We start from the raw sequence: 15,599 nt of genomic DNA on the forward strand, positions 1-15,599 counted from the left end.
TTGTCTCCCCAGTGTTTAAGCTCTTTTGTGCAAGAAAGGTCCTACGCCGTTTGCAGCAGCACCGGTATCAATTCCGGCGCTGGCGCCAGCAAAAGCTCAGGCTCGTTCTGAAAGAAAAACGCTCGCTCGCCAAAGGCCGGGCGCAACTGGTCGAACCATGTTGCCTGCGGGTCGAAGCGCGCATAGAACGTGCGCAAAACCCATTGCGGGTCCCGGGCCTGGAGAAACTGCAGCACGAAGACTCTTTCCCCGGCGACGGTCTCGATGCCGTTGATCAACACCTTGCCGTAGAAGGTGCTCATGGACGGACCGCGCACTGTGCGCGCAAGCCCAGACACGGTGCGATACGCCGCCTGAAAGATTTCGAACGCCCGGGCCAGCGGCATCGCGAAGTAATGGCTGGGGCCGGTGTCGCGTTCGACGAACATGTAATACGGCACCGCCCCGAGCCGTACGCCTTCAGTCCACAGCGCCGCCCAATCGGCGGGGTTTTCGTTGATGTGGCGGATCACCGGTGCCTGCATGCGCAGGGTCGCACCGGTGGAGCGAATGCGTTCGACGGCTTGCCGGGCGATGTCCTGGAGAATCTCCACCGGGTGGTTGTAGTGGCCCATGATCGAGAGGTTTTTCCCCGACGCGACGATCCGCCGAAACAGATCGAGCAACTCGGGTGCGTCCTTGTCGCTGACAAACCGCTGCGGCCAGTACGCCACGGATTTGGTGCCGATGCGGATACTTTTCAGGTGCGCCAGTTCCAGCAGCGGCTCGATGTATCCGGCCAGCGAACGGGTGTTCATGATCAGCGGATCGCCGCCGGTGATCAGCACATCGGTCACTTGCGTGTGCACCCTCAGGTAGCTCACCAGTTCCTGGGATTCCCGTGCGTTGAACTTCAGCTCTTCTTCACCGATGAACTGCGCCCAACGGAAACAGAAGGTGCAGTACGCATGACACGTCTGACCGGCACCGGGGAAAAACAGTACGGTCTCGCGGTACTTGTGCTGAATGCCCGGCAGGACTTTTCCGTCGAGGGTCGCGCCGTTGTGCGTCAGCTGCCCGGCCGGATGCGGGTTCATGCGCAGCCAGATCGCTTCGATCCGGCGCTTGATGGCGGCGGCGTCATCCTCTTCGATCAGTTGCTTGAGCGACGCATACTCGTCTGGTAACAGCATGTCCTTGTGGGGAAAGGTCATGCGGAAAATCGGATCGTCTGGAATGTTGGTCCAGTCGATCAGCGTACCCAGCACGTACTCGTTGGTGCGGAACGGCATGACCCGAGCCACGACAGTCATGGCTTCCTGCAACGCTGGCGTCAGCTTGTGCCAGTACGGCGTGTCGCGGATGGTGCGTGAGTTATAGGGTTTGTATCTTTCGTGCTCCGACATTCCCTGCATGGCAGCGCTCCTTGTAATGGCTGGCCGGTTTCACTTGATGGCTGGCGCGACGCGCTCTATGTCCATCCATGCCCGAACGCTGTCGCGATCCCACTGGCGGCGAACGTATGCCGCGAGTCGCGTCGGTACCGGATCACCATTGGCGACCAGTCGGTTGAGCATGATTGCCAGGTCGGTGTCGGCGATGCTCCAGTCGCCGAACAGATGCTCGGCGCCCTCCTCCAGCAATCGGTCCGCCACAAAGAACAAGCGCTCGACCGCAGCATTGGCCTCGTCGGACAGCGGCTTGTCTTTCTTGCCGAAGTACACCAGGTCAAACGGACGCTCTTTGCGCACCACCAGTAGATCGCTGCGCAGCCAGGCCTGAAGTTGACGGGCACGTGCGCGTTGCTTGATGTCTTGCGGAAGTAGTTTTTTATGCCCTGGCGAGAGTTCATCCAGGTATTCAGCGATGGCGGAAGATTCCGACAGCGCAAAATTCTCATGAACTAACGTTGGAATTTTGCAGGTCAGGGAAAGATCACGATAAGTTGATTGATAATTCTCCCGCGCCTTCAAATCCACCGTTACAAATTCAAATGAAAGTTGCTTTTCCTTGAGTGCAACAAAAGCCGACATAGCGAACGCGCTAACAAAATCCGCACCGACATAAAGTTTTAGCTTTGTATTTTCCATAGAACACTCCCTTTCAATGGCTGCATTGATTAATCTGCATAGGAAGTGATCGTAATAAGTTGATCCGAGGCTGGATAGATACAGAATTTGCCGGTTTCAATGGATACAGAAAGTTGATTTTCGCGCGTATTCGCAGGCGCAAAATCTGAAGGTTCGGAGCAGGTTGTGACGGATATGAAAACTGTAGGAGCCGGCTTGCTGGCGATGGCGATCTCAAGGACGCTTTCGCCAGCAAGCCGGCTCCTACAGTAAACGGTGGGGGGAATTACGCTCGGCGGGTGATCAGCCCGTGGCTATCGGCAAAGTTGGACAGCAGTGCCATTTGCGGCATGTTGCTCATGTTCAGCATCGCCAGCGGTTCGTCGGCGCTGCTGTTGACGAAGCCGTGTTTGGTCCAGGCGGGTACCAGCAGCACGTCGCCGCTGCTGACATTGACTTCATCGGCATCGCCCAGGGTCAGCAGGCCGCTGCCGGACTGGATGACAAACAGATGCCACCACGAATGAGCATGCCCAGTGAGCACCACACCGGGATTGAGCCATTGCATGGCAATCGCCATCCCGGGGTCACCTCACACCCTGCGACGCTTTTGTCGTGCGCCAGGGCGACGGTATCAACTTCGCTAGCCGCCAGTGCCTGAGGTAAATCAGCGAGTTCGGTGCCTTTCCATATTTTTGGACTTACCGGCTGATGGTGCAAACTCTGACGGAAATCCTTATAGGAAAAAAACGCACCTTGAAAGTTATCCATTCGCACGTTCCTTTTTTGTTTCAAATACTGGAACGCTGAACCTTATGTAAACGGTTCAGCGCTGTAAAGCAGGTTGTTTAACTTATAAAACCGACGGGCGTAGCGCAGCAATCATATCCACTTCAATCGCCGCATTTTTAGGCAACTGATAAACACCGACCGTCGTACGAGTATGTTTCCCGGCATCACCCAGTACATGACTGAAGACATCCGAGGCGCCGTTGGCCACTTCACTGAGATCGACAAAATCCGCCGTGGATTTCACATAGACCGTCACGCGAATCAGCGACTTGATTTTATCCAGCGAACCGATGGCATCGACGATCAGCGCCAAACCGCGAATCGCACTGATGCTGGCCGCCGTTTGTGCATCCGCCATGGTGAGGTCCAGCCCGACCCGTCCGGGGTAGTGGATTTTGCCGTTCATGCGCGGCACCAGACCGCTGATGTACAGCTCATCGTGGTGGCGAATCAGCGGTGCGTAATGGCCGCCCGCGGTGTTCTCGCTGTAGATGTCGTAGCCGAATTCCTGTGCCAAAGTGATGAAGCGTTCATCACAGGTCATGTGTTCAATCATTTACTTTACCCTCTTGATCAATACTGCAAAAAACATCGATCCCTTCCTTATCAACTCCAGTTTCCAGCCAATAGCATTCAACCCATAGCCATAGCGGGCGGTGCCAGGCTGGTGATGCCGATCCCTGATTCGATGGCCTCGGCAAGCCGCAACAGGTCGTTGCTGAGCTGCCCGTAGTGCTCGTTGAACAACACGATGTGGCCAATGAATGAGAAGTTGTCCGTCACCAGGGCGCTGACCGAATCCCCGATGCGCTTGGCGTACTGCGCGTCCACCAGATCAATGTTCAGCGCCCGGGCCATCGCTTCGATGTCGGGTATCGAGCGCAAAATGCCGCCGGCCGGCGCCCTGAGCAGGCGAATGCCGCAATAGCCGCGCGGAACCGGCTCGTGGTGCTCGACCTGGCCTTCCACGGCCCAGCGGACCCATCGTTCCCACGGGTTGAAGTTCACAAATGCCCGCCGCGCCAGGTCCCAGATGTGCATGCCGCCGGGGCGCATGTTGGTTTCCACGGCCGACGTCAGTTGGTCGGCCCTGTGGAAAACTTCGTTGTGCCAGGCGCCGTTATCCTCGGACACCAAATCAGCCATGTGCCGGCCGGCAGCCATCAGCCGAGCCTGCATGTCCGCCGCCAACGGCGCGGGCACCACTTGCTGGATTTCGGCGCGATAAGCGCCTTCGGTGGTGGTTTTTTCGGTGACCCAGGTGCTCCCGCCCACGCAATCCCAGCTGTATTCCCGGGCGTTCTGGATTAACTCTTCAAGGACGATGCCGCCCTCGCGATAGGGCTTGAGGGCCTGCCAGGCTTCGTCGCATTCAGACGGGTGCTGGATCACGCGACAGCCGCGGCTGGCACCTTCGCAAGCCGGTTTGATGAAAGCCTTGCCGCCCAGTTCGACCACGCGCTGGCGTAGCTCCGGCAAGCTCTCGATACGTGCGGAAAATACGGGGCGGTAATCCTCGGGTGACGTGGCAGCAGTCGCTTCGAGATGGCGAAAAATCTGCTTGTCCAGCCCTGCCCGCGCCTCGGCCCGGGTGATGCCGGGCAAGCCGAAATGGCTGGCCAGAGCCGCCCCGAGCAACACGCCGCGATCAGAGAACGGCAGCACGCCGATCAGCTTCCAGCGGTCGGCGGTCAGGCAGCTGACCACCAGTTCAAGGGAGGCCGCCACGTCCTTCTCGGCCAGTGATGTGCTGCAGACATGATCGGCCACCTGATCGTCACAGGGCTGAATCTGCTCGACCAGCAGTATCAGCCGGGCGTTGTAGAGCGACTTGCACAGGTCGCGCAATTTGTGGATATCGTGAACCCGATTGCCGTTATACCCGACCACTACTACGCATGAAGTCGTATTCATGATGCCCCGACTTTCAAAGTTAAAACCGAAGCTGCGATGACTCAGTCGTGCAACGACGCATTGGATTTACGGTTGAGCCAGTACCAGGCCAGGATCCCGCCGGCGCCGATGGCGGCCAGCATCAGGGCGTTGTACGGTGGCGGCGCGACCCGCATGATCAGGACTGTCAGCCCGGCACCGACGCCCAGGGACACTTCCTTGACGAACATGTTGTTCTGCTTGACCGAGAAGTAATCGAGGTAGCTGAACGCGCATTCGGCGATCGACAGCAGCGCCACCCAGATCAGCGCGCCAGCCAGGGTTTCGACGTGGAACGCGGCGGGCGACGACAACACCGCAAAACCGCCGACGATGATTGCGATTACCGCCACCACCTTGAAGCGCCCGGTGCGCTCGATCAGCTTCATCACCGGCACCTGGGCGAACACCACCACAGCGCTGTTGAGGATCAGCATCAAGCCGTACCAGGCCGGCAGTTCACCGGTCTCGAGGAGGATCGCTTGCGGCAGGATCGAGAACACGCCGAACAGCTTGATGCCCATGATGATCCCGGCGATCACCCACGGCAGTTTGTTGCGCCAGCCCCTGCCGTCCTGACTGGCCGGGCGGGCTACCACGGGTTCAGACGTGAAGGTCGCACCGAGGGCGATGGGCAGGCACAGCAGGACGAAACTCGCGGCGCCGAGAAAGAACATGGTCGGGGTCAACAGCGGCGACAGCAAAATCAGCCCCGCCACCAGACTGCCCATGTTCATGGCGACGCGGTTGTACGCCGCTCCCTCCTTGGTTTGCGCCGCTTCGCTCTTGATCAGGTAACCGGCAATCGCAATACCGTAGGCAAACAACGCGGCGGCAAACATCACCAGGCCCTGGTTACTGGTGAGCGCCAGCAACACCAGCCCGAGGGCGGCACAGAGCAGCGTGACACTCAGGGAACGACGGCCAAGCACCAATAAAGTCAGCGGCAACAGCAGCAACAAGGCCCGATAACCGAGGGCCAGAATGCTGTTGGTGGCGGTGTCGAGCCAGACGTTGGCCTTGCCCAGCACCGCAAACAACGACACGGCAGTGATGATGCGGATGGTGAACAAACGCAGGTTGATCACCGGTTTGGCCACGGCGACCGTTGTTTCGACACTCATGCAGCACCTCATACACCGGCGATGGTTGGACCGGACAGGGTCAACCAGCAGAAAAGTCTGTAAGGCGATGGTAGAGAACGGGAGTTGTTCTGATCAGAGCAAGTTCGTATAGAATCCAACGAACTTTACTGCCGGAGAGACCAGTAAAATGCAGGTTCAACGCGCAGTCATCAAAACCATTGAATTCCAGCCCGGTACGCCGCTGGTACAGCAGATCGTCGATCAACTGTCCCAGGCCATCAGCACGGGCGGCCTGCCCCATGGCGCCAAGCTGCCACCGATTCGCGAACTCTCCGACTTGATGAATGTGGGCAAATCCACGGTGGTCGATGCCCTCGACCGCTTGCGGGCCAAGGGTCTGGTGGTGTCGCGCCAGGGTTCGGGGCACTACGTGCATCGCGCCGTTACTTCGCTGCCAAGCGGCACCGGCCCGGACCTGCAACCCCAGGACACCCTCAGTGTGGTGCGCCGCGCCTTGCTGCTGGACAACGGCGCCCTGCGCCCCGGTTGCGGCTTCCTTCCCACTTCCTGGCTACCCGCCGATGAGCTGCTCAAAGCCGTGCGTGGGACCCTGCGCGCGACGTCCCTGCGCATGGGCGAGTACGGCGTGGCCGGCGGTTATCCACCGCTGCGCCAGGCGTTGCGGGTCAAACTGGCGACTTTCGGCATCGAAGTGCCGGTGGACCAGATCATCACCACCGCCAACACCATGCAAGCCATCGACCTGCTGATGCGCCTGCTGATCAAGCCCGGCGACACCGTGCTGCTCGACGATCCCTGCTACTTCAACATGCACGCCAACCTGGCGCTGCACGGGGCCAAGGTCATCACCATCGCCCGGGGTAGCGACGGCATGGACCTGGACGCCTTCGAGCAACTGGTGATCGCCCACAAACCCGTGCTGTACATGACCAACAGCACGCTGCACAACCCGACCGGGCACTCGTTCACACCGGCGCAGGTGTATCGCCTGCTGGAGCTGAGCCACCGCCATGACTTCCATATTCTGGAAGACGATTTGTACTGCGATATCCAGCAACGCCGCACCCCGCGGCTGGCCGCGAGCGGGCTGGACAATGTCACCTACGTCTCCGGCTTCTCGAAAACCCTGACCGCCAACAGCCGCGTCAGTTACGCGGTGCTATCGCCGCAACTGGCGGCGCGGCTGGTCGCATTGAAAATGGCCTGTGGCGGCGTGACCTCGGAACTGGCGGAGCACATCACCTGCACCATGCTAAGCGACGGCAGCTACGCCAAACATGCGCGGCGTACGGTGGATCGGTTGTACGAGTCCAACAGCCGGGTGGCGGGATGGCTGGAAGAGGCTGGGTGTTCGGTGTCGTCGTTGCCGGGGGAAGGGTTGTTTATCTGGACGCGTTTGCCGGATGGGTTGCATGCCGAGACGTTGGCTCGCAAAGGATTGGAGAATAAGCTCGTACTAGCCCCCGGCACCCTGCTCAGCAAAGCTGCCGATGCCAGTCACTACCTGCGCTTCAACGTGGCGCACAGTGATCACCTTCAAGTACGCGAGCGGTTCTTGCGCTTGCTCGACACACCACAAAAATAGCTACCGCCCTGGCCCTTGTAGGAGTGAGCCTGCTCGCGATGATGCTGTCACATCCAGCATCAAAGTTGCCTGACACAGCGCTTTCGCTGGCAAGCCAGCTCCTACAGGGGTTGCGGTATCCGCTGACCTCCCCGGCCACCAGATCGCTACGATTGCCGCTCCCGACAACGCACGCTAACTTCGCCGCGTCGCTGCCAATTCAGCGACCGGGCCTGAGAACCCGAGTAAGATGCGGGCGCACAAGCGCCACCAATCACGATTGCCGGCGTTTTTTTATGCCCACACAGTCGTGCTATGGCGGCTGTGCGTGGGAGACCTCCGGGTCTGCCGGAATCCCGTATCTCCGGTTCTCAGCCTGCGCACAGCTGCCACCCACTCGCCTGAGAACGAGCGTGGTAGCTCTCAATTTGATACGGGAGTTTTACTGATGAACGCTATTGATCCATCTGCACCACTGGTCATCCACCTCCGCCCAACCAACGGAAGGTGAACCCAATGACCAATCCCCAAGACCTGAAAACCATCGGCCTCACCCCCTTCTCCTATCACGCCAACGAACCCCTGTTCCGCATCAGCGCCGGCGTGCCGGTCATCACCGCCCTCTCCCACGCCTCCGACCTGCTCCACATCGCCAAACTCCTCGCCTCCGACGCCGCCACAGTTCGCAACAGCGACCGCCACGCCTGGGCTTCGCACTTCTTGCAGGAGATGAGCAAAGCCGTGATCGATGACGTAGTAAAGGTGCTCGAAGCACCGTGTAACAACCGCCCGTGAATGAAAAAGCCCCGCGATTCTTTCGAAACGCGGGGCTTTTCTACTACTGAATAGCTCAGGAAAACATCGCGCGCTGCTCAGCCTCATAATGCCGAGTCTGATAAGGCATCAGGGTCTGAGCCTTCAAACCTAGCCCTTCACTCAACCCCAGGAGATGGCAAGTGCATCGCGGCGCTGGCGCAGCGGCGCCGCTGCGTGTGATGTCACTTCCTGCCTGGAAGTTGAATGAGTAAAAAGCTCAAGTGCATTCAGGGCTTCCGACACGCGGACATCGGACACGCATGCAAACCGGGTGAATCGCTCAAGTAGATAGCCTGCTCGTCGAACCTCCACCTCATCAGTGTGGCAGTTCAGGAAGGCTGCGACTTCACTCTCTATGCTCGAGTTCGAGTACCAGACGGCTTTGGCCGCACTTACCAGTGCTGCGTCATCTGCCTGATTTAAAGGGCTTTTGACCAGTGTGCCCAAGGCGGATGAGAGGACGTGGCCGTTAAGGGGCTTCGTCATCTGTTTTCTCCAGATAGTCTGTCCTGTATTTCCATTTCCAACCTCCACCATTAACGGGATTGCAGTGATCGAAACGGACCTACCAAGCAAACAAGGATCTGGCGTTAGGACGTTTCCTGAATGCCCTGCACCGTTTTTCGAAAATGAGAAAAACCTTCGCATGTCTGAAAGCTTTGATGGATTTGTATCCAACAAAAAACCCCGTCCTTCTCTCGAAGGGCGGGGCCTTGCGAGTGTTCGATGACTCGATTAGACGACTGCCAATCGATCAACCATATCCGGGAATTTCTCCACCAGCCTGATCAATAAGGCCGCCTGAGCATTAGGTTTGGATTTTTCCTGCTCCCAGTTTCTCAAGGTGCTGGGACTCGTTCGAATACGCTTGGCGAAAACAGCTTGGGACATGTGCAGCTTTTCCCGTAGTGCAACGATCTCTTGCGCCCCCACCTCAGGAGCCGGGATGTCCTCAATGGAAGTGTTGCGCAACGTAATCTTGCCTTCGCGTTGAGCCGCCATCTCATCAACGCCCTGCATCAATTCTGCAAACAGGTCGCGTTTTTTCATGGGGTACCTCGTACTTTCAACTCTGTCTCTATGGCTTTCTTGAGCGCCTTCTCTTGGTCAGCGGTCAAATTCTCAAGCTCATCTTTGTCATAAATTGCAAACATCCAGAACTGGCCATCATTCATAAGCCAATAATAGATAACCCGCAAGCCACCTCGCTTGCCTTTACCTCGACGCCCATCCGCCCAACGCAGTTTTCGGAAGCCGCCTGTTCGAGGCATGACGTCCCCCACCTGCGGATTCAGCTGCATATGGGTTTGCAGTGCACGATACTCATCGTCCGTCAGATAATTGCTAACGGTGGCAGTGAAGTAAGAGGTTTCGAAGAATACAGTTCGCATCGGCAAACTATAGGCAATTTGCTTATAGTCAGGCAACCGACAAATCATCTACCTGACGAACTGTCCTGGCTATTCGACCCTTCAGAAAATCCCCAACAAAAACCCCGCTCCTTCTCTCAAAGGGCGGGGTTTTTCTTTGTCGCATCCGACGCTTAAGGCGCGTACGTCAGCAGCAACTCGCTCGGCACTTTGAAGTCCAGGGACATCATCACGCTCAACGCGGTAATGGTGAAGATCGAGAACACGAACAGCTTGCGTGCCCAGACCGTGTCATCCACTGCCTTGTAGCCGGTCCAGGCCATGTACAACCAGTACATGCCCATGGCCGCGGCGACGGCGAGGTAGCTCATGCCGGCGTAGCCGCTGAAGGTCAGCATCAAGGTCGCCACGAGGAAGGCCAGGATGTAGATCAGGATGTGCTTCTTGGCCACCTGGATTCCGCGCTTCACTGGCAGCACCGGGATCGATGCGGCCAGGTAATCGTTGAAGCGGAAGATCGCGATGGCGTAGGAATGCGGCATCTGCCACAGGCTGAACATCACCAGCAGGGTCAGCGCGGCCATGTCGAAGGTGTTGCTCACTGCGACGTAGCCAATCACCGGTGGCATGGCGCCCGACAGACTGCCCACCAGCGTGCCGTGAACCGACTTGCGCTTGAGGTACAGGCTGTAGAAGCCGACGTAGATGACGAAGCCGATTACCGCGAACAGCGCGGCCAACGGGTTGGCCACCTTGTACAGCAACGCAACGCCGGCGACACCCAGGACGGTCGCATAGGCCAGGGCCAGTTTCAGGGAGATGAGGCCCTGGACCAGCACCCGGTTCTTGGTGCGTTCCATCTTCAGGTCGATGTCGCGGTCGATGCAGTTGTTGAACACGCAACCGGAGGCAACCACCAGGGACGTGCCGATCATGGCGGCCAGGAAGATGGCCAGATCGACATGCCCTTTGGAGGCCAGGAAAAATCCGCCTGCCACAGAAAGCACGTTACCGAAAATGATCCCCGGTTTGGTGATTTGGATAAAGTGCTTAAAGGACATCCGGACTTACCTCACTTCGCCATCATGGAGGTGTGGATACTGAACATGATCCACAACGACAGGCCAACCAGCAGGACGATCACGATCGCGGCGAAGACAAATGCAATCACGTTATTACGCTGCGCGTTCGAACGGTCCAGGTGCAGGAAGTACACCAGGTGAACCAGCACCTGGATGATGGCGAAAGCCAGTACGATCCACAGGGTCAGCGACTTTGGCAGCGACGGGTACATCACCAGACCGAATGGAATCAGGGTCAGGATTACCGACAGGACGAAGCCAATGACGTAGGACTTGACGCTGCCGTGACCGGCGTCGTCGTGGCCATGGTGAGAATGAGCTGAGTTAGCCATTTACATAGTCCCCATCAGATAAACAACGGTGAATACGCAGATCCACACCACGTCCAGGAAGTGCCAGAACAGGCTCAGGCAGCTCAGACGGGTCTTGTTGGTCGCCGTCAGGCCGTTTTTCTGCACCTGATACATCATGATCGCCATCCAGATCAGACCGCTGGTCACGTGCAGACCGTGGGTGCCGACCAGGGTGAAGAACCCGGACAGGAAGCCAGAACGGCTAGGGCCGTAGCCTTCGGAGATCAACATGTGGAACTCGTTGATTTCCATGCCGATGAAGCCGGCACCGAACATGAAGGTCAGGGCCAGCCAGCCCAGGACCTGCTTCTTGTTACCACGGAAGAACGCCAGCATGGCGAAGCCGTAGGTGATCGAACTGAACAGCAGCAGAGCGGTTTCGCCCAGTACGTATGGCAGTTCGAAGATGTCGTGGCCCGACGGGCCACCCGCTACGTTGTTAACCAGTACCGCGTACGCTGCGAAGATCGACGCAAACAGGATGCAGTCGGTCATCAGGTAGAGCCAGAAACCGAATACGGTCATCTCGCCCGAGTCGTGGTGATGGTCATCGTGCCCATGTCCATCGACATGGGTGTGTCCAGCATTGGTCACTAAGTTCGACATGGTTTAAGCCTGTTCCAACGAGGTTTCAACACGGGTGGCAGTGGCTGGGACTTTCCCGGCTGCTACCAGACGCTTGTGCTGCTCGGCTTCGATGCGCTCGATCACGTCGACCGGCACCATATAGCCTTGATCATCACGAGCCGCGTGGATCACGAAGTAGATGACGGTGCCGGCAAGACCAGCGATCGCCAGCCACCAGATGTGCCAGATCATCGCGAAACCGAACACGGTCAACAGAGCACCCATGACCACACCAGTCGCGGTGTTGTTTGGCATGTGGATCGGTTCGTACCTGGCCGGAGCCTTATACGCGGTACCGTTTTCCTTGGCCTCGGTGAACGGATCGACAACGTCGGCCTTTGGCAGCACAGCGAAGTTGTAGAACGGAGGTGGCGACGAAGTCGACCATTCCAGGGTGTGTGCATTCCACGGGTCGCCGTGTTCGCACATGTTCTCTGGCTTGTTGCGGTCACGCACACTCACGTAGAGCTGGATCAGCTGGCAAGCGATACCAACAGCGATCATCACCGCACCGAACATGGCAACGTACAGGTACGGTACCCACTCAGGGTTGGTGGTGGCGTTCAGACGACGGGTCATGCCCATGAAGCCCAGTACATACAGCGGCATGAACGCGACGAAGAAGCCGGTGATCCAGAACCAGAACGCTGCCTTGCCCCAACCTTCGTGCAGCTTGAAGCCGAACGCTTTAGGGAAGTAGAAGCCGAACCGGCGATGTAACCGAATACCGCGCCGCCGATGATCACGTTGTGGAAGTGCGCGATCACGAACAGGCTGTTGTGCAGAACGAAGTCAGCACCCGGAATGGCCAGCAGTACGCCGGTCATGCCGCCGATGGCGAAGGTCACCATGAAGCCCAGGGTCCACATCACCTGGCTGGTGAAGCGCAGACGGCCCTGGTAAATGGTGAACAGCCAGTTAAATAGCTTCACACCCGTCGGGATGGAAATCAGCATCGTCGCCAGACCGAAGAAGGCGTTGACGCTGGCACCCGAACCCATGGTGAAGAAGTGGTGCAGCCAAACCATGAAGCCCAGGATCGAGATTGCGCCCGATGCGTAGATCATCGAGTGGTGGCCGAACAGTTTCTTGCCCGAGAAGGTCGAGATGACTTCGGAGAAGATACCGAAAGCCGGCAGAATCAGGATGTAAACCTCGGGGTGACCCCAAGCCCAGAACAGGTTGACGTACATCATCGGATTACCACCAAGTTCATTGGTGAAAATGTGGAAATCCATGTAACGGTCAAGCGTCAGCAGCGCCAGGGTAGCGGTCAGGATCGGGAACGAAGCCACGATCAGGACGTTGGCCCAGGTGCAGGTCCAGGTGAAGATCGGCATGTCCATCAGCTTCATGCCAGGGGTACGCATTTTCAGCACGGTAGCCAGGAAGTTAACCCCGGTTAGCGTCGTACCTAGACCCGATAGCTGTAGCGCCCAGATGTAGTAATCCATCCCCACGCCCGGGCTGTATTGCAGGCCCGACAGCGGCGGATAGGCAACCCAACCGGTCTTGGCGAATTCGCCGACGCCCAGGGACAGGTTGATCAGCACCACGCCGGAAACCAGCAGCCAGAAGCTCAGGGAGTTCAGGAACGGGTAGGCAACGTCACGCGCGCCGATCTGCAGCGGCACTGCAAGGTTCATCAGGCCGGTGAAGAATGGCATCGCCATGAAGATGATCATGATCACACCGTGAGCGGTGAAGATCTGGTCATAGTGTTCAGGTGGCAGGTAGCCAGGCGAACCCTCGGTGGCCATGGCCAACTGGGTACGCATCATGATGGCGTCGGCAAAGCCGCGCAGCAGCATGACCATGGCGACGATGATGTACATCACGCCGATTTTCTTGTGGTCGACCGACGTCAGCCACTCGGTCCACAGGTAGGTCCACTTCTTGAAGTAGGTGATTGCAGCGAACAGCGCCAGACCACCGAGTGCGATCATGGCGATGGTAATCATCACGATCGGTTCGTGGAACGGGACGGCTTCCCAACTTAATTTACCAAACATCGTTTACTCCTCTGCCCCGGCAGCTGAATGCGAGTTCATGTCCGTAGCGGCCACTTCTTTCTCTTTCTTCTCGTGGTGCACCTTCGGACCTGGTTTCATGCCTTCGTACTTGTCAACGATGGTCTGGAACAGGTTCGGCGTAACCGAGGAGTAGAGCTCGACTGGGTTGTTCTGGCTCTGCTTGGAAAGGGCTGCGTATTCAGCTTGTTCAAGCTGTTTAGGTGCCTTTTTGACTTCACTTACCCAGGCGTCGAAATCTTCCTGGGAAGTTGCGATCGCTTTGAATTTCATACCGGTGAAACCCGCGCCGCTGTAGTTGGCGGAGATACCGTCCATTTCAGCGTTCTGGTTGGCGATCAGGTGCAGCTTGGTCTGCATGCCCGCCATCGCGTAGATCTGGCCGCCCAGCGCAGGGATGAAGAACGAGTTCATCACGGCGTCGGAGGTGATCTTGAAGTTGATTGGCGTGTGCGCCGGGAACACGATCTTGTTGACCGTGGCAATGCCTTGTTCCGGGTAGATGAACAGCCACTTCCAGTCCAGCGCGACCACTTCGATGGTCACCGGCTTCACGTCGGATTCCAGCGGACGGTATGGGTCCAGGGCGTGGGTCGACTTGTAGGTGATGTAACCCAGGGCAATGATGATCAGCACCGGAACAGTCCACACCGCGATCTCGATCTTGGTGGAGTGGTTCCATTTTGGCGTGTAGGTAGCGCTGGTGTTCGACGCGCGGTATTTCCAGGCGAACAGGAAGGTCATCACGATGACCGGAACCACGACCAACAGCATCAGCAGCGTTGCGGTGATGATCAGGTTTCGCTCGTCCAGGCCAACCTGGCCCTTGGGATCGAGCAAGGTCATGTTGCAGCCTGACAGCAACAACGTGCCGAGCAGCGGCAATAAGCCTAGTAGTCTGGGGTACCTGTTTTTAATCATCTCACGACCTCTAAAGCAGCTTGCGCCATGCAGTTGGGTTTTGATCGCCAACACTTCACCCTGCCAAGGGTTGGCATTTTTCTTGGATTGAATAAGGGCTGGCCCGTCGCGCGTCAGACGCTGTTCGACAAATCCTGGGCTAGCGTGAGTTCTTATTCGATTTCGTGGTCAAAGGCCTTGTTACAGACCAATTCCATTTGGTGCGGATAATTGGAGGCACCGACACCTGGAGTCGCATGAAACCACCTGGCTTCTCGACACCCTGCTTCTGCTCATGCACCTGAGTGAGGGGTGAGCAGTGTCGGGAATTCAGTGCGGGCGATTGTAGATATGTAGCGTTTTATAAACCATGTCTCATCCCGAAATAATTTTTATCCGAACCAGCAACAATCCTTACCAAATTTCGTAAAAGTGGCGCATCTTATCGAAATTAATTCTCAACAAAAACACCAAAAATAGTAGGTCTACCACCCGCGAATCAGACAGTATCGAAGGCTCGACAACTGCTCTTCATTCGGCCAAAGCCCCATATGACAAGGGCTCTGGCAAATCGCCAGGCCCTGTTAAAACTGCCTGCTTCAGCCTGACGACGGCAAAATGGCCAGCCTGAAAAACAGGCCAATTTCATTGCATGACCGCGCACCAATTCGGCACCTCGAAACACGATGCGACACTCAAGATGTGACAACATGTCGCACACGTGTCGCACTCTTGGTTGCCGCCTATCACGATCTGTTTACCCGGCCTCTGAAAATGCAAAACGCCCCGGTCCTCTGTTCAAGGACCGGGGCGTTTTTTGATGTCGTAGCGTTACCGCCGATGACCTCAGCGCAACGCTTTGCGGTTACGCACAATGAGCAGCGGTACCAGCACCACCACCAGCACGAACGCCACCAGCGCCCACTGCGCCAGGGACAAACCGAGGATCGGCGGGTACGGCGTGGAGCAGAAGCCGTCC

General features: G+C 57.5%; 15 protein-coding genes and 2 pseudogenes. 2 read left to right on the forward strand and 15 right to left on the reverse strand.

Annotation, left to right across the window (positions count from 1 at the left end; all coding sequences use genetic code 11):
- Positions 1-41: 41 nt before the first annotated feature.
- The 6 genes and pseudogenes from CES87_RS17120 to CES87_RS17145 form a co-directional block, all read right to left on the reverse strand.
- Positions 42-1,394, reverse strand: a complete 1,353-nt coding sequence (locus CES87_RS17120; protein ID WP_128607064.1) for a KamA family radical SAM protein — start codon at positions 1,392-1,394, stop codon at positions 42-44.
- Positions 1,395-1,424: 30 nt separating this feature from the next.
- On the reverse strand, positions 1,425-2,069 hold the full coding sequence (gene yfcF / locus CES87_RS17125; protein ID WP_128607065.1) for a glutathione transferase: 645 nt from the start codon (positions 2,067-2,069) through the stop codon (positions 1,425-1,427).
- A gap of 265 nt (positions 2,070-2,334) precedes the next feature.
- Positions 2,335-2,819: pseudogene (locus CES87_RS17130) on the reverse strand (cupin domain-containing protein).
- Positions 2,820-2,901: 82 nt separating this feature from the next.
- The gene (locus tag CES87_RS17135) at positions 2,902-3,396 is read right to left on the reverse strand and encodes a RidA family protein (protein WP_128607066.1); all 495 of its coding nucleotides are present in this window, start codon (positions 3,394-3,396) and stop codon (positions 2,902-2,904) included.
- Positions 3,397-3,473: 77 nt separating this feature from the next.
- Positions 3,474-4,754, reverse strand: coding sequence for a biotin carboxylase (locus CES87_RS17140; protein WP_128607067.1), 1,281 nt, complete (start codon positions 4,752-4,754; stop codon positions 3,474-3,476).
- Positions 4,755-4,795: 41 nt separating this feature from the next.
- Positions 4,796-5,896 (reverse strand): hypothetical protein, encoded by a 1,101-nt coding sequence (locus CES87_RS17145; protein WP_128607068.1) that lies wholly within the window; start codon positions 5,894-5,896, stop codon positions 4,796-4,798.
- Between the two features lie 148 nt (positions 5,897-6,044).
- Here CES87_RS17145 and CES87_RS17150 point away from each other — a divergent pair, with 148 nt between their 5' ends.
- A complete protein-coding gene (locus tag CES87_RS17150; RefSeq protein WP_128607069.1) occupies positions 6,045-7,463 on the forward strand; it encodes a PLP-dependent aminotransferase family protein in 1,419 nt (472 codons plus the stop codon).
- A gap of 495 nt (positions 7,464-7,958) precedes the next feature.
- Positions 7,959-8,237 carry a DUF3077 domain-containing protein gene (locus CES87_RS17155; RefSeq protein ID WP_128607070.1) on the forward strand — a complete coding sequence of 93 codons (279 nt, stop codon included), beginning with the start codon at positions 7,959-7,961 and terminating at the stop codon, positions 8,235-8,237.
- A gap of 141 nt (positions 8,238-8,378) precedes the next feature.
- Here the strand turns inward: CES87_RS17155 and CES87_RS17160 are convergent, their stop codons facing one another.
- The 9 genes and pseudogenes from CES87_RS17160 to CES87_RS17205 all read right to left on the reverse strand — a co-directional run.
- Positions 8,379-8,744, reverse strand: coding sequence for a hypothetical protein (locus tag CES87_RS17160; RefSeq protein ID WP_256590953.1), 366 nt, complete (start codon positions 8,742-8,744; stop codon positions 8,379-8,381).
- A 249-nt stretch (positions 8,745-8,993) separates the two neighbouring features.
- A complete protein-coding gene (locus CES87_RS17165; protein WP_075946541.1) occupies positions 8,994-9,308 on the reverse strand; it encodes a DNA-binding transcriptional regulator in 315 nt (104 codons plus the stop codon).
- Positions 9,305-9,649, reverse strand: a complete 345-nt coding sequence (locus tag CES87_RS17170) for a toxin (protein ID WP_128607083.1) — start codon at positions 9,647-9,649, stop codon at positions 9,305-9,307. The genes CES87_RS17165 and CES87_RS17170 overlap by 4 nt, the downstream gene beginning before the upstream one ends.
- A 152-nt stretch (positions 9,650-9,801) precedes the next feature.
- A complete protein-coding gene (gene cyoE / locus CES87_RS17175; RefSeq protein ID WP_128607071.1) occupies positions 9,802-10,689 on the reverse strand; it encodes a heme o synthase in 888 nt (295 codons plus the stop codon).
- A gap of 11 nt (positions 10,690-10,700) precedes the next feature.
- Complete coding sequence (gene cyoD, locus CES87_RS17180; protein WP_128607072.1) at positions 10,701-11,042, reverse strand: cytochrome o ubiquinol oxidase subunit IV; 342 nt, start codon at positions 11,040-11,042, stop codon at positions 10,701-10,703.
- On the reverse strand, positions 11,043-11,669 hold the full coding sequence (locus tag CES87_RS17185; protein WP_128607073.1) for a cytochrome o ubiquinol oxidase subunit III: 627 nt from the start codon (positions 11,667-11,669) through the stop codon (positions 11,043-11,045).
- 3 nt (positions 11,670-11,672) lie between these two features.
- Positions 11,673-13,702, reverse strand: a pseudogene (cyoB, locus tag CES87_RS17190) (cytochrome o ubiquinol oxidase subunit I).
- 3 nt (positions 13,703-13,705) lie between these two features.
- Entirely contained in the window at positions 13,706-14,641 is a 936-nt protein-coding gene (gene cyoA, locus CES87_RS17195) for a ubiquinol oxidase subunit II (RefSeq protein WP_128607074.1), read from the reverse strand.
- Between the two features lie 825 nt (positions 14,642-15,466).
- Positions 15,467-15,599: disulfide bond formation protein B (locus tag CES87_RS17205; RefSeq protein ID WP_128607075.1), on the reverse strand; the 133-nt coding region annotated here is incomplete at its 5' end.

Origin of the sequence: Pseudomonas sp. ERMR1:02 (assembly GCF_002277815.1) — a bacterium.
In the GTDB taxonomy this organism is placed as follows: Bacteria; Pseudomonadota; Gammaproteobacteria; order Pseudomonadales; family Pseudomonadaceae; genus Aquipseudomonas.

Bases quoted from the DNA above. Each gene is read 5' to 3' on its own strand.
- CES87_RS17150 (WP_128607069.1), top strand. From the start codon at position 6,045: ATGCAGGTTCAACGCGCAGTCATCAAAACCATTGAATTCCAGCCCGGT.
- CES87_RS17145 (WP_128607068.1), bottom strand. From the start codon at position 5,896: ATGAGTGTCGAAACAACGGTCGCCGTGGCCAAACCGGTGATCAACCTG.
- cyoD (WP_128607072.1), bottom strand. From the start codon at position 11,042: ATGGCTAACTCAGCTCATTCTCACCATGGCCACGACGACGCCGGTCAC.
- cyoE (WP_128607071.1), bottom strand. From the start codon at position 10,689: ATGTCCTTTAAGCACTTTATCCAAATCACCAAACCGGGGATCATTTTC.
- CES87_RS17120 (WP_128607064.1), bottom strand. From the start codon at position 1,394: ATGCAGGGAATGTCGGAGCACGAAAGATACAAACCCTATAACTCACGC.
- CES87_RS17155 (WP_128607070.1), top strand. From the start codon at position 7,959: ATGACCAATCCCCAAGACCTGAAAACCATCGGCCTCACCCCCTTCTCC.
- cyoA (WP_128607074.1), bottom strand. From the start codon at position 14,641: ATGATTAAAAACAGGTACCCCAGACTACTAGGCTTATTGCCGCTGCTC.
- CES87_RS17185 (WP_128607073.1), bottom strand. From the start codon at position 11,669: ATGTCGAACTTAGTGACCAATGCTGGACACACCCATGTCGATGGACAT.
- yfcF (WP_128607065.1), bottom strand. From the start codon at position 2,069: ATGGAAAATACAAAGCTAAAACTTTATGTCGGTGCGGATTTTGTTAGC.
- CES87_RS17170 (WP_128607083.1), bottom strand. From the start codon at position 9,649: ATGCGAACTGTATTCTTCGAAACCTCTTACTTCACTGCCACCGTTAGC.
- CES87_RS17135 (WP_128607066.1), bottom strand. From the start codon at position 3,396: ATGATTGAACACATGACCTGTGATGAACGCTTCATCACTTTGGCACAG.
- CES87_RS17160 (WP_256590953.1), bottom strand. From the start codon at position 8,744: ATGACGAAGCCCCTTAACGGCCACGTCCTCTCATCCGCCTTGGGCACA.
- CES87_RS17140 (WP_128607067.1), bottom strand. From the start codon at position 4,754: ATGAATACGACTTCATGCGTAGTAGTGGTCGGGTATAACGGCAATCGG.
- CES87_RS17165 (WP_075946541.1), bottom strand. From the start codon at position 9,308: ATGAAAAAACGCGACCTGTTTGCAGAATTGATGCAGGGCGTTGATGAG.